We start from the raw sequence: 19,173 nt of genomic DNA, 5'->3' as shown, positions 1-19,173 counted from the left end.
GATCAGCCCTTGGGCTTCTTCGACCGGAACACCTCGGCGATGGAGACCTCTCGCGGACCCGGGCGCAGTTCAAAGCGCTGTCCGGCCGCGAGCTGGCCGGGCTGACGCACGGCCAGATAAAAGCCGCACCAGCCGCTTTGCACCATCATCTTGGTGGCCTTGTTGAAGCCCATGACGGCATTGAACTTGCTGCAGGGATACCGCGGCTCGCTGATGGCCAGCTCGCAGTCCGGGAACACCAGCACGTCGCCGATCCAGGCGTCGTTCTCCAGCAGTCCCTCGATGCTCAGGTTCTCGCCCATGCTGCCAAAGGGCAGGGGCGCCTGCCAGTCGGCGACCTGCGCCTGGGCCCGCACCGTCTGCCAGAAGGCATAGTGTTCGGCGGGGTAGGCATACACCGCCTTGGCCTGGCCGCCGTGGTAGCGCGGATCGGCCTGCTCGTCACCCGTCAGGCCCAGCGGGCCGACGTCGAGCGGGCCGTCCACCGGCTGCTTGCGGATGGCGCTGAGCACCTGCTTGCCGTTCACCACCAGCGGGGCGATACGGGCCACATTAAGACTGAGGATCTGCATGCAGCGATTCTCCAGGACTTTGCGCCCCGCTGCCGGTGTTCGTTGTTCCTGCCTTTGGCATCACCGCCGCCAGCGCCGCGGCGCCATCGGTGGTGTCGTCCAGATCCACGCTGCAGCCGATCACGCAGTCCTGGCCGTGATACCGCACCCGTCGGGCATACACCCGGGAGGTGAGCACGCGGCCATCACGGGTGTTGGCCCGCACCGGCAGGCCCACCACGTCCATGTGCTGCTGCAGCAGTTCATAATAGCGCTGCCGGTAACTCGGCAGCAGGCCCACGCCCAGGTCCACCAGGCGGCGGCCCAGTGCTTCTTCGCGGGTGATGCCGTAGCGGCGGCACATCGCGTCGTTGATGGCCAGCACCGCACCATCGGGCAGCCGCGTCAGCGCCATGTGCACCGGCATCGCCTGCATCAGGTTGCGCAGCTCGTCACCGGCTTCCCGGGCGGTGACCAGGGCCTGGGCCCGCTCCCGCTCGCGGGTGAGGTTGTCCAGCGCAAAGGACAGGTCGTCGGTCATCTCGTCGAAGAGTCGGAGGACCGTCTCGTCGAAGAAGTCCGGCTCGCCGGCCAGCACGCTGAGGGCGCCGATCACCTGTCCGTTGCGGCGCAGCGGAAACGCGGCCAAGCCCTCCACGCCCGGCGGCACCACCGGCGCACCGGGCTGGATTACCCGCGGATCCTGCAGGGGCCGGTTGATGACCTGGTGGCTGCCCGACAGGATGGCGCGGGTGCTGACCGAGCTTTGACCGAAGGCCGAGTCCTGGGTCCAGCGCGGCGGTGCCCCTGGCATCCAGCGCTCGACATCCCCCGCGGACGCGGCACGCACGTACTGGCTGCCGTCCTGCAGGACCACGTTCGCCACCCGCGAATGGCCGGTTTCCACGCAGATGCGGCACAAGCCCTCGAACAGCGTCTGTTCGGCCGACGGCCCCAGGGCCAGCACCGCCTCCCGCTGCACGATCAGCTGGTTGGTCTGCGACAGCGCCTGGTACATGCGATGCAGCCGCTCCCGGGCGTCGGCACCGGCGCGGCGTTCTTCGTCATACCGCCACCACACGGTCCAGACCATCAGGCCGCACAGCAAGGCGGTGACCGAGACCAGCACCACGCCCAGGCGGGCCGCGTCGCCAGTGGCCTCGCGGGTGCGCTCGGTATCCAGGCGGGCCTGGCTGAGCTGGAAGCCGGCCAAATCGTCCACCTGCCGCATGACCGCCAGCCTCAGCCGGTTGAGCTCGCGGATGTCGTCCGGCGAGGCCTGGCTGGCCGTGACCACTTCCCCGAGCAGGCTGTCCAGCTGCGGTTGCAGCCGCTGGGCCAGCACGTCTTCGGTGGTGTCCAGCCGCGTGCCGAGGTAGGCCTGCCATTGGCGGCGCAACGCCTCCGCCAGCCGCTGTGCATCGCGGTCCGAGCCCTTGGTCCGGATGCCCACGACCGGGTTGATGACGCCGCCCAGGCCCTGCGGACCCAGGTCCCGTGCCATCTCGCGCAGCAGGCTCAGCGGCACCAGCCGGTCGGCATACAGCGACTCGGTGGTGTCCGCCATGCGCTGCGTCTGCCACAGGCCCAGCAATGCCGAGGCCGCCACCAGCACCAGCGACAGCACCAGCGTCAGCAGCAGGCGATTGCGCATGGACAGGCCGGTCACGGCGATGGGCATCAGGCAAACCTTCTTCGGGCAGGGCAGAAGGCCTGATTGTCCTCTGGCCGCACGGCGGGCCTGCAAGCGGTCAGCCCCTGGATCGGGGGCATTTGGCACAGCTTCACGGCCGGGCGTCGTGAATTCTTCGCACAGGGCCGGATTTGACGCAGGCAGCGTGCAGCCGAGTCCGTGGCTAGAATCGCCGCACGGAGATGGCATTCCTCCGCGAACCGCCGAACGACGCCCTCGTCGTGACGCTGATGATGCCTACATCGTCCTGGGAGACCGGGGCCATGTGGGTGTTCGCCCGGGCCTCATCAACCAGTCGTCATTGCAATCCGGGTGCGGCCTTGAAGGCCGTGCTGCTACCGCTGGGTCCCTGATGAAACACCTGCGCCATCTCGAGCACATCCACCTCATCCCTTCCTTGCTGCGCTGGCTGGTGCTGGCCAGTCTGGTCGCCGTCCTGGCCGGTACGGCCTCGGCCTTCTTCCTCTTTGCGCTGGACTGGGCCACCCGCACGCGCGAGGCGCACCGCTGGCTGGTCTGGGGACTGCCCATCGCCGGGTTCTGCGTGGGATGGGTCTACCTGAAACTGGGCCGGGAGGTGGAGGCGGGCAACAACCTGCTGATCGACGAGATCCACGATCCCAAGCGCGTGGTGCCGCTGCGCATGGCGCCCCTGATCCTGGGCGCGACGGTGGTGTCGCACCTGTTCGGGGCCTCGGTTGGGCGTGAAGGCACCGCGGTGCAGATGGGCGGTGCACTGGCCGACCAGCTCACCGACCGCTTCAAGCTGCGGGATGAGGACCGACGCCTGATGCTGATGGCCGGCATCAGCGCCGGCTTTGCCTCGGTCTTCGGCACGCCGCTGGCGGGCGCGGTGTTTGGCCTGGAGGTGCTGGTCATCGGCAGTCTGCGCTATGACGCCCTGTGGCCCTGCCTGGTGGCGGCGGTCGTGGCGGACCAGGTGACCACGGCCTGGGGCGCTCATCACACCCACTATGCCGTCGGGGCGCTGCCGCCGATCTCGGCCTGGCCGCTGCTGGCGGTCGTGTTGGCGGGCATGCTGTTCGGGCTGGTGGCGATGCTGTTTGCCACCGTGACACATGCCGGGCAGGCCTTCATGAGGCAGCGCCTGGCGTATGCGCCGCTGCGCCCGCTGGTAGGCGGCGTGGTTCTGGCGCTGATCATTTGGGGCCTGGATGCATGGCGCTTTGCGGGTCTGGGCATTCCGGTCATCCAGGAGGCCTTCCAGCAGCCCTTGCCCGCCACCGACTTTGCCGCCAAGCTGGCCCTGACAGCCGGGTCCCTGGCCAGCGGCTTCAAGGGGGGCGAGGTGACGCCGCTCTTCTTCATCGGCGCGACCCTGGGCAATGCCCTGGCGCCGCTGCTGCAACTGCCGTTCCCGATGCTGGCAGGGCTGGGTTTCGTCGCAGTGTTCGCCGGGGCCTCCAACACGCCCATGGCTTGCACGCTGATGGCCATCGAGCTCTTCGGCGCCGAGATCGGCGTGTATGCAGCATTGGCCTGCGGCGTGAGTTATTTGTGCTCCGGCCACACCGGCATCTACAAGTCGCAGCGTGTCGGTCTGGCCAAGCATCCGGAGCTGCCGTCCGGCGTCAAGCTGGGCGAGGTGCCCTCGCTTCGGCAACGGGCGGCGCAGGAGGCGTCCGCGGCGCAGCGTGCGCATCCGGGTCAGGAGTGAGCGCGGGCTGGAGCGGGGGCCGGAGCGGGGTGTAGCCCAGCAGGCCTGACAGCACCCGGTGCAGTGCTTCAGGCGCCACCGGTTTGCGCAGCACCAGGAACCCGTCCTCATCGGCCCGGGCCAGGTCCGGATGGTCCAGCTCGCCGGTGACGATCAGCCCCCGCGCCTGGGGATGCCGCACCAGCAGGGCCTGCAGCAGGTCGTAGCCGCTGACGTCCCCGCGCAGCCGCAGGTCGCTCATCACCACGACGGGCTCGAAACCGTCGGCCAGCGCCCGGTAGGCCTGCACCGCATCGGCGGCGAAGCGGCTGTCCAGCCCCCAGTCCTGCATCAGGTGGCGCAGGCCCTGGGTCACGCCGGGATCGTCCTCTACCACCAGCACCTGGCCGCGCAGCGGCGCGGGTGCGGCCAGTACGGGGGCATCGCTGCGACGCACCGGCGGGGGCGTGTCCGGGGCCGCTGCCAGCGTGATGCGAAAGCGCGAGCCCACGTCAATGCGGGACCGCCATTCGATGGTGGCGCCCAGGCGGTGCACGCAGTCGCGCACCACCGACAGTCCCAGACCATGACCTTCCGAGGAATGTCGTGAGGCATCGTCGGCGCGTTCGAAGGCGGCGAACAGCCGTTGCTGCTCCTGCTCGGCCATGCCCACGCCGGTGTCCCACACCTCGATCGCCCATCCCGCCGCGCGCGGACGCACCGCCAGCAGCACGCCACCGCGCGGCGTGTAGCGCAGCGCGTTGTGCAGCAGGTTGGACAGGGCGCGCCGCAGCAGGATGGGGTCTGCCATCACAAAAGCGGGTGTGTCCGGACCGCGCAGCCGCCAGTCCAGCCCGCGGGCCGTGGCTTCCGGCTGGAAGCGTTCATGCAGCTCGCACAGCAGCGGCGTCAGGGCCAGCGCCTGCAGCGGAAGCTGTTCGTTGCGGCTGTCCAGCGCGGAGACATCCAGCAGCGCATTGAGCAGGTCGCTGACATGGCTGGCAGCCTGGCTGATGTCCAGCAGCAGCGGAGACAGCGCCGGATCCCGGTTGCGCTGCACGGCGGCTTGCGCGGTGAGCGTCAGGGCATACAGCGGTTGGCGCAGGTCATGGCTGGCCGTCGCGAGGAACAGGCTCTTCTCACGGGAGGCGGCCGCGGCTGCGTCGCGCGCTTCGCGATGGGCGCTGGCCAGCGCCTCGCTGCGAAGCTTGAGCTGGGACTGCTCCTTCAGAAAGCCATGCGAGGTGCGGGCATGCCGCCACACCAGCCACGGGTACAGCAGGCACAGCGGCAGGACGGTGTGCCAATGGGAGGGGAAGGCCAGCGGAACCCCGAGCACGGCCAGGGCCCAGGCGGGCAGCAGGTAACACAGGAAGACCCGCAGGTCGGCCGCGGCGTAGGAGACGGTGGACGCCGTCGTGCCCGCCAGCATCAGGTAGAGCAGCAGCGCGTATTCGAAGGAGTGGGTCGGCACGCTCAGCCAGGGCAGGGCGCCCCACAGCAGGCCAAAGCCAAGGGCGAACACTTCCATGCGCCGGCTCCAGCGCGTCTGAAAAGCCTGCGCCGACATCTGTGCATGGTCGCGCCGGAACAGTCGGCGTGCGGTGATCAGCAACACGGCCGCCAGCAGATAACAACCCGCCCACAGCCAGGCCCACTGGCGGGACGCATGCGCCGGTACCGCCGCCAGCACCACCGGCGGAATGACCAGCGCCGCGATTTCAGCGGATGCGCGTTGCCCGATGAGCGGCAGCAGATCAGCGCGGGAGGAGGGAGCAGTCATCGGCACATACGGCGTACGGGCGCCATCGGGGGGGAGGAAGCGATGCAGTATCCCTGCTGCGTCCGACTTGGCGCCGTGCGGCACACGTGTTGTCACAGACTGGGAGGCGGTCCGGCTGCGTCAAGCGGCATGCCCGGTGGCGCAACACATGTCACTCGAAACCATCGCGGCCCGCGCTGGAATCGCGGTCCCCGCTTCACTAATGTTCCCGAGGCCCTTCGGGGCCGCTGCGAGACCGCCATGGCGGCAGCGCATCAGGGAGAAGCAACATGACGATCGAGAACCTGCGCGCCTGGGTGGGCACACGGCTGCGTGGATGGCCCCTTGTGATGCTGGCGCTGGTGCTGATGGCACTGGGGCGTCCCGCGCATGCGGACTGGTACCAGTACACCTACATGTCCGATGTCTTCAACATCCATTCCATCACCTACCGTGTCCCTGGGGACAACGAGCGGGACATTCCCGGGCAACTGCGCATCGAGTTCTACACCTGGACGCCGTTGACCGGGCCCGCGACGACCAACGACATCATCAGCTACAAGATGACCATCTGGGGCGGTGGGCCGGCCAACCTCGACTCCCTGACCTGGCCGCTGGTGCCGGACGGATGCCAGATCCCGGGCGGCTGCTACACCAATGACAGCCGTTTCAGCATCGGCGCGCTGGACGTCAACGGTCTGCCCACCAACTGGGACATCTTCCTCAGCCGCGATTTCCTCGTGTCGGGGTTCTCGGAGACCTTCCAGATGGCTTCCACGCAGCAAGGCGGCTCTCTGAACCGGGAGGCCTACTCGTACTACAGCCATGCGGGGAGCTACACCAGTGCACCGAACAGTCTCGGCGGCGTCTGGACGGTCGCCCTCGTGCCGGAGCCCGGCAGCTATGCGCTGATGTTGGTGGGGCTGCTGGCGGTGGGGGGTGTGCTCCGGCGCGGCCGCCGCGCTGACACCGTACCGGGGCTTGCCCACTGAGCCGGAGACCCACCGGGGACCCCCGCTGAGCCGCATCCCGCGAGGGCTACAGCAAACGCACCAGCACCCGGTTGCCGATCGGCTGGCCTTCGATCCAGTGCACGGTCGCTCCATGGTCGGCATAAGCGCGCTTGGCGTAGAAGGCCCGTGCCCGGTGGTTTCCCTCCCACGCGGTGAGCCACAGGGACGGCCGCTGAGCAGCCCGGGCCAGCTGTTCAGCCGCCTCGATCAGTAGACCGCCCACCCCGCTGCGCTGGAAGGCCGGCTGCACATACAGCCGCACGAGTTCCGCCCCTTCCTGCGAGGTGCCCGGGGCCGGACCGGCGTTGAGAGCCATCTCGGCGAAACCCACCAGTCCATCGCCCTTCTCGGCGAGTATCAGCCGCAGATGGGGCTGCTGGGCGCGCTCGGCGAAGGCGCCGGAGGACATCAGGGTCAGCGCTTCCCGGGCAAGGCCTTGGCTCACGCCTTGCGTCGCATAGGTGTCCAGATAGACCTGGATGGCCAGGGCGGACAAGCGGTCTGCGTCGTCCGGCGTGGCCGGGCGCAAATGGGGCGCGTCAGGAGACTCGGGCAGGTGTGTCATGGCGAGGCCTGGAGGGACATCGGTGCCGGCGCCTCTGCGGGTGCCGCCTTGATGAAGTCCACGAAAGCCCGCAGCGGTGCGGGCATGAACGACCGGCTGGGGTAATAGAGAAAGGGGCCGCTGAAGGATCGCCACCAGGGGGTCAGCACCGGCTCCAGCGAGCCGTTGTCGAAATAAGGCTGAAGCCAGCCGTCGAAGAGCTGAAGGACACCAGTGCCGGCGACCGCGGCTTCCACCGCCAACTGCACCCCTTCCCCGATCCGCACCACCAGCGGGCCGGGTGGGTCCAGCAGGATCACTTCCCCGTCCCGTTCGAACTCCATCAGTGGCATGTGACCGCTCGCGAAGCGTCCGCGCAGGCAGGCATGCTGCAACAGCTCACGCGGGTGATGCGGCCGCCCGTGGCGGTCGAGGTAGGCGGGGGAGGCGGCCGTGGCATAGCGCTGCACACGGGGACCGATCGGCACGGCGATCATGTCCTTCTCCAGCCGCTCTTCATAGCGGATGCCGGCATCGCACCCGGCCGCGAGCATGTCCACCAGGCTTTCCTCGGCCATCACCTCCAGCCGGATGTCCGGATACGCGGCCAGGAAGGCGGGCACGATCTGCGGCAGCACCAGGCGCACCGCACTGACCGGCACATTCAAGCGCAGGGTGCCGGCGGGCCGGTCTCGGAAGCTGTTGACCACATCCAGCGAGGCCTCGACCTCATCCAGCGCGGGTGCAAGGCGCTCCAGCAGCCGCTGTCCAGCCTCGGTCGGGGCCACGCTGCGGGTGCTGCGGTTGAGCAGGCGCACGCCCAGGCGTTTTTCCAGGCGGCGCACGGCGTCGCTCAGGCTGGAAGCCCCGCCGCCGCTGGCCCGGGCCGCTTCCCGGAAGCCGCCGGCCCTCACCACCGCCAACAATGCCTGAAGCTCGGTCAAGTCCGTCATTGTTCGTCCAGCCGTACAGCCCGTCCTGATTGAACCATCTTATCGCGCAGAGCTTGGGTGCCTACAGTCCATTGCATTCAACGGAGCCCTTCATGACTGCACCTGCCTCGACCCTGACCTCGACCTCCACCTACCCCCTCGCCGGCCGTCCCATCCGGCGCCTGGGCTACGGCGCCATGCAACTGGCCGGTCCCGGTGTCTTTGGCCCCCCGAAGGACCGGTCCGCCGCCGTTGCGGTGCTGCGCGAAGCCGTGGAGCTGGGCGTCAACCACATCGACACCAGCGATTTCTACGGCCCGCACATCACCAACCAGATCATCAAGGAGGCGCTGCATCCGTATCGCGACGGGTTGACGCTGGTGACCAAGGTCGGAGCGCGCCGGGATGAGCAGGGCGGCTGGCTGCCAGCCTTGTCCCGTGCCGAACTGCGGCAGGCCGTGACCGACAACCTGCGCCACCTGGGCCTGGACGTGCTGGACGTGGTGAACCTGCGCAGCATGCTGGATGTGCATGGCCCCGCGGAAGGATCGCTGGAGGAGCCGCTGACGGCACTGGCGGAGCTGCGCCAGGAAGGCCTGGTGCGCCATATCGGGCTGAGCAACGTGACCCGCCGCCAGGTGGAGGACGGGCGGCGCATCGTGCCGATCGTCTGTGTGCAGAACCTCTACAACATGGCTCGGCGCGCGGACGACGACCTGGTGGACCTGCTGGCTCGCGAAGGCATCCCCTTCGTGCCGTTCTTCCCGCTGGGGGGATTCACGCCGCTGCAGTCGGGCACGCTGGGTCAGATGGCCCGGCAGCTGCAGGCCACGCCGATGCAGGTGGCGCTGGCCTGGCTGCTGCAGCGGTCGGAGAACCTGCTGCTGATTCCGGGCACCAGCTCAGTCTCGCATCTGCGAGAGAACATGCAGGCGGCAGCGCTGACGTTGCCGCCGGAAGCGGTGGCGGCGCTCAACGGGATCGGCCAGGAGGCCGGCTCGGGCCACTGAGCGAGCCGCCCGCACGGGGTTCACTTCTTCGCCTGACCGGCCTGGGCTTCCTTCGCTTCCTTCGCTTCCTCGGCTTCCATGGCTTCCATGGCTTCCTTCGCCGTCTCTTCGACCAGGGTCTTCATCTTGCCCATCATCGATTGCATCATGCGCTGCGACAGCTGCATCGATTTCTGCATCACAACCGGCATCTTGTTGATCATGGCCTGACCGGCCGGGGACGCGTAGAAAGCCAGCATGCCGTCGATCTCTTCCTGCTCGAAACTCTCGCGGTAGATCTGGATGTACTGCGGCTTGAGCTTGTCCCAGGCCAGTTCTTCCTGCATCAGCGCGCGGACACTGGTCTGGAACTTTTGAGCCCATTGCTTTTGTTGAGCCGTCATGGGCTGGCCGCGCATGGACTCTTCAAAGGTCTGGTTGAACATCGGCTCGATGTTGGCCTTTATGCCGTCCATCAGGGCTTCCGCCCGGGTGACCGTGAGCAACTGTTCGACCGACGCTTCGCTGGCCGGGGCGGCTTGCACGGCAAAGGATGCAAACAGAGCGATGAGTGCGAAAGCGCGCATGGAATTCTCCCTGGAATGGATTGTTGGACGATTGGGTGGGCGCAAGTGTGCCTCAGCGGGCATGGGTTCTGGGCGTGCTGGCATTGGAGCGAACCCTGCCTCAGCCGCGGAGCGCGCAGCGGCTTGACGCGGTGGCGCCCACCATATCCGGGCAATGACCAGGGTCTGCCAAAACCGGCATCATCCGGCGCCAAAGTCATCCTGATGCTGTTGATCCCGAGGAGTGCCGCATGGACCGTCGATCCACCTGTCTGGGGCTGCTGAGCCTGCCGCTGATGCTGCAACGCGCCTGGGGCGCCCAGGACGACGGCCTTGCCTGGTTGCGTCGAGGGGGCGTGGTGCTGGTGCTCCGTCATGCACGGGCGCCGGGCACCTTCGATCCGCCCGGGTTCCGTCTGGGTGACTGCAGCACGCAGCGCAACCTCAGCGAGGAAGGCCGGGCGCAGGCGCGGCAGTTGGGGGCGTATCTGAAGTCGCAACAGTTGACCCCGTCCCGGGTGCGCAGCAGTCCCTGGTGCCGCTGCGTGGATACGGCCGAACTGGCTTTCGGGTCGGCCGAGCGCTGGCCGGCGCTCGGGTCGCCGCAGGGGGCTTCTGATCAGGTCAATGCGCAGGCGATGGTGCAATTGCGGCAGGCGGTGGTGGATGCGTCGAAGCGTCCGGGGCAGTTTGAGGTGTGGGTCACCCACATGTTTGTGCAGTCCGCGCTGGTCAGCGGCGACACCGCGTCGGGCGAAGGGCTGGTGGTCGGCGCGGATGACAAGGGACAGCCGAAGATCCTGGCGACCTTTGCGGTGCCGTAGTCGGCGCCGTCCGTGAGACGGCCGAGGTGCGTTGAGTTTTGCACGCTTGCGGCGAGATCCTGAAGCACGTCCCCCCTGAGGTGGTGTTGCGCGTGGACGCGAACTTATATCGTGGAGCGCGTCCTTCGCAACCTCATTGATTGGAAACGGTTCATGTCTCAGTCCCTGTTTGATGCCACCTGCCAGGCGCGCGACGCGCTGTATGCCTCATTCGGCCAGGTGGATCCGGACGTCATCGGCCACATCATCAACCCGGCGTTCATGGGAGGCCCGAGCTGGCCGGCCCTGCGGCAGGCCTTCAGTGTGGTGCGACGCGGCAGCCACACGCTGGTCATCTCCAATGGTCTGTCCGATCCGTTTGACGACTCCGAAGCGCCTAACGCGGGTTTCGGCATTGAGATCTACGCCGAGACGCAGGCCCCTCTTGCGGGTGCGGTGACCGACAGCCCCGTGTTCAAGCTGGTTCATGCGGTGGCGCAGCAGGCGGCCCATTCGGGGCAGGTGGCGCAGTTCGTCAAGACCCATGGCGTGGTCACCATGGAGTTGTTCGCCGATGAGATGGGACTGGAGGACTACCAGAATGAAGCGGGGATGGTCGGCGTCATGATCGGCGTGGACCATCCCGAGATTCCCAAGACGGTGGAGTTTCCTGGCGGCGAAGTGGTGCTCGCGAGCGTCCAATTGCTGACGGCCGAGGAACTTCACTATGTGTCCCAGGCGCGTGCGGCCGGGCGCAAAGCGCTTCATGACAAGCTGAAGTCGTCGGGCCAGTATCACTACGTGGCGCCGGGACGGCCGTCGCTGGTGACAGCTGAGGCCTTGGCCGCGCTGGAGGCCGCAGCGGGGAGCTCTGCGGCCGCAGGGGGCGCACCTGCACCCGCACCCACTGCAGCGACGGGCTCAGCAACCGACGGGGCGAGCCGCTCAGAGACGAAGCCGTGGTGGAAGTTCTGGTGACCCGGGGTTCTGAAGTGATCTGAGCAGATACGGGACGGATTGCTGGCTGCATTCTGAACTGTTCGGGGTGGCGCTCGTTGAGTTCAGAACTTGGCCGCACGGTGCTCGCAAGACCAGAGGTTTGAATCCTCCCGGTCAGCTCATCTGGAAAACAGGCTTGCGGGTCGCAAACGGCAGGCGCATGCCAGTGCTGAGCAGGAATGCATGGTCATGGACCACCTGCAGGTCTGGCTCGCAGAAGCCGTCCGTGATGATCAGGATGGGGCACTCCTTCGCAAAATCCTTTTGCCCCTGAAGCAGGTTGACCGCAGCCTGCAGCACCGTGCCTCCTCGCCCCCGCACCCGAACGCGCGAGGCCAGGGACTCCACCTGCACGTAGCCCTCGTCATAGGGCTGGGCGTCGCAGTAGACCAGGCGGACCTGCTTCACGGCCTGCGCCTGCGAGTAGGCCACGATGGCCCCCAGCGCCTTGCCCAGGTCCGCGCGGTCCATGGACGCGCTGGAGTCGACGATCACCCCGAAGGTTCGCGTCATCCGCTCTTCCTCAGGCTCCACGAAACGCGGTCTGGGGGTCTCCGGCGTGGTGGACTGCCGCCTCGACGGTCTCGCCCAACTGCGCCGGCGCTCTGGGACCGGGAAACGCTCCTGTATCCATTCCGCGAGCTTGGCTTGCCACGGGATGGCGGGTTGATTCAAGGTGCGGATGTCTTCAATCAAGCCGGCGGGCAACAAGCCGCGCCCCGTGGCCTGGGAGTAGTCCAGGCCTTGCAGCAACGCTCGCCTGCAGAATTCCTCGCGGTCGGTGAAGAAGCGGCCGGGGCGCTCGTCCAGGATGTCAACGTCGTCACCTCGCAAGGTCGTGAGCTTGCGGCGTATGCGCAGATCTGCGGCCAGCTTTAGGTAGATGTGTTCTGCGGGCAGGCCACGAAGCTCCTCATCGAAGAGCAGCCCGCTGTCGGGCGGCATGCCGAGATTCATGCTGACCAGCCAATCGTTGATCACGAAGTCGCAGGCCACGTTCCACAGGTAAGGATCGCGGCCCTGTCGTCGGCTGGCGTGGTTCAAGCCGGCATGCAGGATTTCATGGGCCAAGACGAACTTGGCCTGCTCCAGACCCAGTTGCCGGCGCGGGTTCAAGTAGATCTCACCGATCCCGACCTGGATGGCGGCGATGTGGATGCCCAGGCGCTCGCAGATGTCTGCGTCTTCCACCAGCTCGAAACTGGTGAGCAGGGAGCCCAGCAGCGGGTAGTGGGAAATCAGCCAACGCTTCGCCTTGGCGCCTGTGCTGTTGGGGTCATGGCCAGGCCTGACCGGGTGACTGGCCTCGTGCTGCAGCTGCAGGGCCCGCTTGGCGTTGTCCACCAGGGCCTGGGCGAACAGTTGCTCATGGTCCACCGGCTGGCGGTAGGCAATGGCCGGGACTTCCGCTGCGGTACGCATGAGGGCCTCGGGCGACCGGGTCAAGGTCCAGTCGCCGTCAAGAACCTCATTGGGCGGCTCGGAACGTAGGCGCGTGGCGATCAGCTCGATGGGCTGACGTCCCCATTGCAAGATCTCCGGCGGCAGCTCGATGTGTTCCGGCAACTCGCCGACCTTGAGCTGATGCCACCAATGCAGCGCGGCGATCTGCGCAGCCAGATCAGACGTCAATGAGGGAACAGGCAGGCGACGCGGGCCGCCCACGGCGTAGACCAATGCGATCAGCGCAAAGACGCCAAGCCACTGCGAGGTCGAGAGCTTCAGTTCCTCATTGAAGATCACTGTGCCGCTGCCTTCGAGTTGGCAATAGGCCTTGGGTGACACTTGCGCCCGCCCCGCCCGAGCGCTCGGATAGAAGGTCAGCGTGTGGGCCACCGGTCCCAACAGGTAGTGCGCTCGCAGCTTCTCGATGGCCTCCTCGTGGGGTTGAGGCTTGCGCTTGGCGCGGCTACTTTTGCTGCCCATCGGGGGTCCTTTGCTGCAGCAGGCGAGGCAACTCTTTGGCGATGTCCAGGACGAACCAGTCCGGCACGCGGTCTCCGGCGTCGTTGTCGGTGAGCACCAGTTGCGCAAGCTCGCCGTCAATGCGGGCCAGGGATTTCAGCGCGAGCTTGGCCGACTGGGCCAGCTCTCGGCTTTCGCGGCTGAGCTGCGTTTCGCGATCGGGCAACTCCTTGACCAGCAGGTCGCGCAGGCTCTGGGTCAGGAAGTAGGTCAAGTCACGGTCCTCTGCTGCACTGGGCCAGGTTTCCTCGCCCTTGAGGATCTTGTGGACACTGAACTGATTGCGGATCTGCTTCAGGAAGGCCTTGAAGCCGACGGCATGGTCGCGCGTCAGGCTGCCAAACAGGAGCGCATCGAGGTGGTCCGGCGAGATGTCCTCACCAAAGGCGTGTAGCGCATCGCTGACCGCGTGCCAGCTGCGAGGGGTCGAGAACGGCTCTTCCTTGGCCGGCGGCACGTCGGTGGAGAGCTGGCTGGGTCGCGAGCGGACATAGTCCAGCACCCAGCGGTGGATGGCGTTCGCTTCAGCCCATTCCAGCCATTCCCGGTGCGACGCCCGCAAATGCACGTGAACCATGCGGTTGACCAGGGCGCTGGGCATTTGCTTGGCCAGAGCGGCATCGTGGGCCCGGTTGCCGGCGCCGATGATGATGGAGCCCTCGGGAAGCCGGTATTCGCCGATTCGCTTGTCCAGGATCAGGCTGTAGAAGGCCTTCTGGATTTCCGGCGAGGCGATGTTCAGCTCATCAATGAAAAGCACGAATTCGCGGTCGCGCACGATCATCGAGGGCGGATAGAAGCGGCTCACCGCGCCCTCAATCTTTGGAATGCCGATCAAGTCCTCGGGCGCCAACTGCGAGCCCAGCAGTGCAACGCATTCCAAGCCCAGCGAGGACGCGAATTGCTCCACCAGCGAGCTCTTGCCAACACCCGGCGGCCCCCAGATGAAGACTGGGCGCACGGGGGCGACGTTCAGCAGCAGCTCATGAATCTGCTTGATGGAAAGGGTGACGGTTGAATGCATGGGAAATGGATGGGACTGGCGGTTCAGGCGTGACGGGCCTGTTCATTCAGACAGGAAGGCCGAGACGGCATCGACAACCTCTCTGAAGCTCATGCTCATGCTCTTGGGTTTCTGGTCCACCAAGCGCAGGAATGTCGGCTGCATCAGCTTGTTGGCAAAGACGGCCCGGTGGGCCGGTGCGAGCATCCATTGCGCGATGGTTTGGCGAAAGTCGGGGAGGTCGTCGGCGAATGGGTTGGACACTTCCCGGCCCTCCAGGAAATCCCAATAGCAGGTTTCGACATAGTGAACCGTGGACCTTGGGTCTTGGCAGTTGAGCCAATAGTCCAGCAACGGCTCCAGGCGCAGGCCTCCGATATGGAACATCAGCAATACCGACATGGCGTCTTTGAGCACTCGATGCTCAAGCGACGCCAGATGGTCAGCGAAGTAGGTGAGCGCGAATCGATCAAGGATGGCCTGTTCAGACTCGTTGAAGGTGGTTTGCGGACAGCGGCCAATGCGGTTCAGATAGAGCTCGATGGAGTGGTGAATCTCTTCCCCGTGAGCGACCAGTTCGAGCAGACGCGGCAGGAAGTAGAGGACTTCGGAGACCGGTTGAACCTCGCCCTTGGCGGCGCTGTTGTACTCGGAGAAGTAGTGCCGGGAGAGCTGGCGCAAAGGCAGCTTGCGCAGGTCCTCCTGAAGCTCCGGATCCATGCAGCAGGGGCAGGCGTCCAGCGGCAGGCTGGGGGCGGGGTGACGTCCGAACACTTGGTAGGCGTCGGCAATGATGGCGGGCATGGCGTGCATGGAGGGCAGGGTCGGTTCAGCGAGGCGCATCGGGGCCGGATCAACGGTGACGCCTCCCGATTTGCAACAGGTGTGCCAGGTTTGGAGGTTAAGGAATCAGATCTGCCGAAGTGGTTGATTCGCTTGGAAAAACAGATTAGCGAGCTGTACGGGTAGGCACCGCAGACTGCGCCAATGTCTGCCGGGGCTAGATGGCACGCTAGCGCTTTAGCTCGCTGACTACCAGTTGCTGAGAGTCTTCACCCATCGGGGTGGCATCGATCCACTGCCAACGACACCGGTACCACTTGCCTTTGCGCATCAATCTATGCGCCCACGACATAACCTCCCCACACGAGTTACGGCGTGATTACATTGGCCAAGTAGCCAGTTCTTTCGCCCATCCATGGTGCGCGGCATTGGGTCAGCGTCGCGGGTTCTCCTCTGAAAGCGGTGTGTTGTCCACCCCGACGAGGCGTCCCCCAGGCGCTGACCCAATCCCGCTTTTCATATCCTCAAATCGGAAACACCATGAACCAACCCGTGATGGAAGGGCTGCGCTTGAACGTGCCCGCGTACGTGAAACACCAGCGACTGATCGCCTGGGTGGCGGAAATCGCTGCCTTGACGGAAGCCAAGGACGTCTACTGGTGCGACGGCAGCCAGGAAGAGTACGACCGTCTCTGCCAGCAGCTGGTCGACGCAGGCACCTTCCAGAAGCTGAACCCAGCCAAGCGCCCCAACAGCTACCTCGCCTGGAGCGACCCCAGCGACGTCGCCCGTGTGGAAGACCGCACCTTCATCTGCACAGACCGCAAGGAAGACGCCGGCCCCACCAACAACTGGATGGCGCCGCAGGACATGCGCGAGCTGCTCCAGACCGGCGACCAGGCGCTGTTCAAGGGCGCCATGCGCGGCCGCACCCTGTATGTGGTGCCCTTCAGCATGGGCCCGATCGGCTCGCCCATCGCCCATATCGGGGTGGAGCTGTCCGACAGCCCCTATGTGGCGGTCAACATGCGCATCATGACCCGCATGGGTCGTGCCGTGCTCAACGTGCTGGGCGATAACGGTGAGTTCGTGCCCTGCGTGCACACCGTCGGCGCGCCGCTGGAAGCGGGCCAGGCCGATGTGAAGTGGCCCTGCAACAAGACGAAGTACATCGTCCACTACCCGGCCACCCGCGAAATCTGGTCCTACGGCTCCGGTTACGGCGGCAATGCCTTGCTGGGCAAGAAGTGCTTCGCGCTGCGTATTGCGTCCACCATGGGGCGCGACCAGGGCTGGCTGGCCGAGCACATGCTGATCCTGGGCGTCACCTCGCCGGAAGGGAAGAAGCATCACGTGGCGGCGGCGTTCCCCAGCGCCTGCGGCAAGACCAATTTCGCCATGCTGATCCCGCCGCAAGGCTTCGAAGGCTGGAAGGTCACCACCATCGGGGATGACATCGCCTGGATCAAGCCCGGTCAGGATGGCCGTCTCTACGCCATCAACCCGGAAGCGGGCTACTTTGGCGTGGCTCCCGGCACCAATGCGCTGACCAATCCCAACTGCATGGCCAGCCTGAACAAGGATGTGATCTTCACCAACGTCGCGCTGACCGACGACGGCGACGTCTGGTGGGAGGGCATGACCGACACGCCGCCGGCCCATCTGGTGGACTGGCAAGGCAACGACTGGACGCCGGAGATCGCCAAGGCTACCGGCGCCAAGGCCGCTCATCCGAACGCCCGTTTCACCGTCTCCGCCGTGAACAACCCGGCGCTGGACGCCGACTGGGACAACCCCGCCGGCGTGCCGATCGACGCCTTCATCTTCGGCGGCCGCCGCTCGACCACCGTGCCGCTGGTGACCGAAGCCCGCGACTGGGTGGAAGGGGTGTACATGGCTGCCACCATGGGCTCGGAGACCACCGCAGCGGCTGCCGGCCAGCAGGGCGTGGTGCGTCGTGACCCGTTCGCCATGCTGCCCTTCATGGGCTACAACATGAGTGACTACTTCCGTCACTGGCTGGACCTGGGGGCCAAGCTATCCCAGTCCGGCGCGAAGCTGCCCAAGATCTTCTGCGTGAACTGGTTCCGCAAGGGCGCGGACGGCAAGTTCGTCTGGCCGGGCTACGGCGAGAACATGCGAGTGCTCAAGTGGATGCTGGAGCGCGTGGAAGGGCAGGGCCGCGGTGAAGAGCATGCCTTCGGCACCAGCCCCCGCTATGAAGACCTGAACTGGCAAGGCCTGGCCTTCACACCGGAGCAGTTCCACACGGTGACCCACATCTCGGACAGCGACTGGGCCGCCGAGCTCAAGCTGCATGACGAGCTGTTCACCCAACTGGCCTACAACCTGCCAGCGGAATTGCCGGCCACCAAGGCACGCATCGAAACTCGCCTGGCCGCCAAGGCCTGAGCGACGCCGGCCGTCCCCCGGGGCGGCTGGTGAAACCCTCCCGGCGCCAGCCGGAGCCCATGTGCCTTGGGCCCAAAAGCAAAGCCCACCCTGCTCGCGCAAGGTGGGCTTTTTGGATTCTGGTGGACACCAGTGGGCAGCGGTGGCAACAGCCGGCACAGGAGCCGGCACTTACATCACAACACCGTTGTCCCGCTGCGGACCGGTATCCGAAGGCTCAAATCAGCCGTTGTTGCGGCGGGCGTAGGCGGCGCGCAGTTCAGCAGCGAAGGAGGGCATGCTCTCTTCATACTGGGCTGCCAGCGACAGCAGCTCGCGCTCCGAACGGGCGATGCGGGCGGCTTCCAGGCGGGCCTTGATGTTGCTGATGCTGCGGGCCCAGACACGGGCACCGATGGTGGCAAACGTGCCGCCGCGACGCACCGTGCGGCTAACCGGCAGACCGAAGGTTTGAGTAGCGACGCTCATGGCGATTCCTTTTTTTGGTGGTTTGATGGCTCTGTAGAACCAACGGAACGAAGTTTAGGGTTAACCCTAGACGCTCCGCCAATGAAAGGATGGAATCCGCTCCATAAGCCGCGTGAATGCCACGTGAACTTGTACCGCCGGGCGGTTCGGGCCGGCAGGGCACGCCTGGCGCCACTTAAGCAGCGACAATCCGCCCATGAGCATTGCCCACGACCTGACCGACGCCGAGTTCGCCGAACTCGACGATCTCCTCGCCCAGACCCCGGAACCGCTGCAAGCCCTGGATACGTCCATGCTGGACGGCTACTTGTGCGGCGTCCTGGTGCAGCCGCGCCTGATTCCGATCGAGGAATGGCTGCCGCCAATTTTCGACTTTGAGGGCAAGCCCTTGCCGGAGTCGGTGGATCCCGCCTGGCTGGCGCGCATCCGCGGCCTGGTGGAGCGCCGGTTTGCGTCCCTGAACCAGAGCATGCTGGAGCAGGGCTGGTTCTATCCGGTGGTGCTGGACCTGGAAGCCGAAGCTGAGGCTGAGGCGGCTGCTCAGGTGGAAGCGGGCGAGGCACCGGCTGCGGCCACGGAGGCTGAAACCTCTGAAACTGCCGAAGCGGAAGCCGATGCGCTCCCCTCCGACCCTATTACCCGCACGCTCATGCCCTGGGTGGGCGGCTTCGAATACGCTGCCGTGACCTTCCCCGACCTGCACGAGCAGGCCGACGACAACATCGACACGCTGCTGGCCCGTCTGTATCGCCATCTGCCGGTGGAGACGCCGGAAGAGCAGGAAGTGGTCGACACCCTGAACCGCGAACATCCGCTGAAGGATCTGGACGACGCCATCGAAGACCTGGTGCTGACCGTGGTGGATCTGCAGGCCGCGACGGAAACCCAGCGCTTTCATGTGGAGCAGGTGCGCCGGGAGACGCCCAAGCTCGGACGCAACGACCCGTGCCATTGCGGTTCGGGCAAGAAGTTCAAGCAGTGCCACGGGGCCAACTGAAACCCCGCCCGGCCTGACGGACGGCTGAGGGTGCGC

General features: G+C 66.1%; 17 protein-coding genes and 1 riboswitch. Of the genes, 7 read left to right on the top strand and 10 right to left on the bottom strand.

Going from position 1 to position 19,173, the window contains the following annotated elements:
* Window positions 1-2 precede the first annotated feature (2 nt).
* A complete protein-coding gene (locus DES44_RS18830) occupies window positions 3-572 on the bottom strand; it encodes an MOSC domain-containing protein (protein WP_058933284.1) in 570 nt (189 codons plus the stop codon).
* Window positions 553-2,232: a GAF domain-containing protein gene (locus DES44_RS18825; RefSeq protein ID WP_058933285.1), complete on the bottom strand. Its 1,680-nt coding sequence runs from the start codon at window positions 2,230-2,232 to the stop codon at window positions 553-555. Before DES44_RS18825 ends, DES44_RS18830 begins: the two co-directional genes overlap by 20 nt.
* A gap of 181 nt (window positions 2,233-2,413) precedes the next feature.
* Window positions 2,414-2,491: riboswitch (Fluoride riboswitch) on the top strand.
* Between the two features lie 105 nt (window positions 2,492-2,596).
* Between DES44_RS18825 and DES44_RS18820 the strand changes: the two genes are divergently transcribed.
* Entirely contained in the window at window positions 2,597-3,922 is a 1,326-nt protein-coding gene (locus tag DES44_RS18820; protein WP_058933286.1) for a voltage-gated chloride channel family protein, read from the top strand.
* Here the strand turns inward: DES44_RS18820 and DES44_RS18815 are convergent.
* On the bottom strand, window positions 3,837-5,684 hold the full coding sequence (locus tag DES44_RS18815; protein WP_058933287.1) for an ATP-binding response regulator: 1,848 nt from the start codon (window positions 5,682-5,684) through the stop codon (window positions 3,837-3,839). The two genes, DES44_RS18820 and DES44_RS18815, sit on opposite strands and share 86 nt — an antisense overlap.
* A gap of 269 nt (window positions 5,685-5,953) precedes the next feature.
* Here DES44_RS18815 and DES44_RS18810 point away from each other — a divergent pair, with 269 nt between their 5' ends.
* Entirely contained in the window at window positions 5,954-6,655 is a 702-nt protein-coding gene (locus tag DES44_RS18810) for a PEP-CTERM sorting domain-containing protein (RefSeq protein WP_058933288.1), read from the top strand.
* Between the two features lie 46 nt (window positions 6,656-6,701).
* Here the strand turns inward: DES44_RS18810 and DES44_RS18805 are convergent, their stop codons facing one another.
* Both DES44_RS18805 and DES44_RS18800 read right to left on the bottom strand, forming a co-directional pair.
* The gene (locus DES44_RS18805) at window positions 6,702-7,241 is read right to left on the bottom strand and encodes a GNAT family N-acetyltransferase (protein WP_058933289.1); all 540 of its coding nucleotides are present in this window, start codon (window positions 7,239-7,241) and stop codon (window positions 6,702-6,704) included.
* Window positions 7,238-8,173, bottom strand: coding sequence for a LysR family transcriptional regulator (locus DES44_RS18800; protein ID WP_058933290.1), 936 nt, complete (start codon window positions 8,171-8,173; stop codon window positions 7,238-7,240). The genes DES44_RS18805 and DES44_RS18800 overlap by 4 nt, the downstream gene beginning before the upstream one ends.
* A 92-nt stretch (window positions 8,174-8,265) precedes the next feature.
* Between DES44_RS18800 and DES44_RS18795 the strand changes: the two genes are divergently transcribed.
* Window positions 8,266-9,162, top strand: coding sequence for an aldo/keto reductase family oxidoreductase (locus tag DES44_RS18795; RefSeq protein WP_058933291.1), 897 nt, complete (start codon window positions 8,266-8,268; stop codon window positions 9,160-9,162).
* Window positions 9,163-9,182: 20 nt separating this feature from the next.
* Here DES44_RS18795 and DES44_RS18790 read toward each other — a convergent pair whose 3' ends face one another.
* Entirely contained in the window at window positions 9,183-9,728 is a 546-nt protein-coding gene (locus DES44_RS18790; RefSeq protein WP_058933292.1) for a DUF2059 domain-containing protein, read from the bottom strand.
* 230 nt (window positions 9,729-9,958) lie between these two features.
* Here DES44_RS18790 and DES44_RS18785 point away from each other — a divergent pair, with 230 nt between their 5' ends.
* Together DES44_RS18785 and DES44_RS18780 are read left to right on the top strand one after the other, a co-directional pair.
* Window positions 9,959-10,531, top strand: coding sequence for a histidine phosphatase family protein (locus DES44_RS18785; protein WP_058933293.1), 573 nt, complete (start codon window positions 9,959-9,961; stop codon window positions 10,529-10,531).
* 153 nt (window positions 10,532-10,684) lie between these two features.
* Window positions 10,685-11,488, top strand: a complete 804-nt coding sequence (locus DES44_RS18780) for a suppressor of fused domain protein (RefSeq protein ID WP_083525212.1) — start codon at window positions 10,685-10,687, stop codon at window positions 11,486-11,488.
* Window positions 11,489-11,623: 135 nt separating this feature from the next.
* On the opposite strand, the gene DES44_RS18775 is transcribed toward DES44_RS18780, so the two are convergent.
* From DES44_RS18775 to DES44_RS18765, 3 genes are read right to left on the bottom strand one after another with little or no spacing between them, the layout of a single operon-like run.
* On the bottom strand, window positions 11,624-13,435 hold the full coding sequence (locus DES44_RS18775) for a vWA domain-containing protein (protein WP_058933294.1): 1,812 nt from the start codon (window positions 13,433-13,435) through the stop codon (window positions 11,624-11,626).
* Window positions 13,419-14,498, bottom strand: a complete 1,080-nt coding sequence (locus DES44_RS18770) for an AAA family ATPase (RefSeq protein ID WP_058933295.1) — start codon at window positions 14,496-14,498, stop codon at window positions 13,419-13,421. The genes DES44_RS18775 and DES44_RS18770 overlap by 17 nt, the downstream gene beginning before the upstream one ends.
* 42 nt (window positions 14,499-14,540) lie before the next feature.
* Window positions 14,541-15,281 (bottom strand): hypothetical protein, encoded by a 741-nt coding sequence (locus DES44_RS18765; RefSeq protein ID WP_147307139.1) that lies wholly within the window; start codon window positions 15,279-15,281, stop codon window positions 14,541-14,543.
* Window positions 15,282-15,800: 519 nt separating this feature from the next.
* Between DES44_RS18765 and DES44_RS18760 the strand changes: the two genes are divergently transcribed.
* A complete protein-coding gene (locus DES44_RS18760) occupies window positions 15,801-17,672 on the top strand; it encodes a phosphoenolpyruvate carboxykinase (GTP) (RefSeq protein ID WP_058933297.1) in 1,872 nt (623 codons plus the stop codon).
* A gap of 222 nt (window positions 17,673-17,894) precedes the next feature.
* On the opposite strand, the gene DES44_RS18755 is transcribed toward DES44_RS18760, so the two are convergent.
* The gene (locus tag DES44_RS18755) at window positions 17,895-18,140 is read right to left on the bottom strand and encodes a hypothetical protein (RefSeq protein ID WP_058933298.1); all 246 of its coding nucleotides are present in this window, start codon (window positions 18,138-18,140) and stop codon (window positions 17,895-17,897) included.
* Window positions 18,141-18,336: 196 nt separating this feature from the next.
* Between DES44_RS18755 and DES44_RS18750 the strand changes: the two genes are divergently transcribed.
* Window positions 18,337-19,137, top strand: a complete 801-nt coding sequence (locus tag DES44_RS18750) for a UPF0149 family protein (protein WP_058933299.1) — start codon at window positions 18,337-18,339, stop codon at window positions 19,135-19,137.
* Window positions 19,138-19,173 lie beyond the last annotated feature (36 nt).

Origin of the sequence: Roseateles depolymerans, assembly GCF_003387155.1 — a bacterium.
Classification (GTDB): Bacteria; Pseudomonadota; Gammaproteobacteria; order Burkholderiales; family Burkholderiaceae_C; genus Roseateles; species Roseateles depolymerans.
Note: the sequence above shows the minus strand (reverse complement) of the source record. Positions and strands in the feature narration are given on the sequence as shown.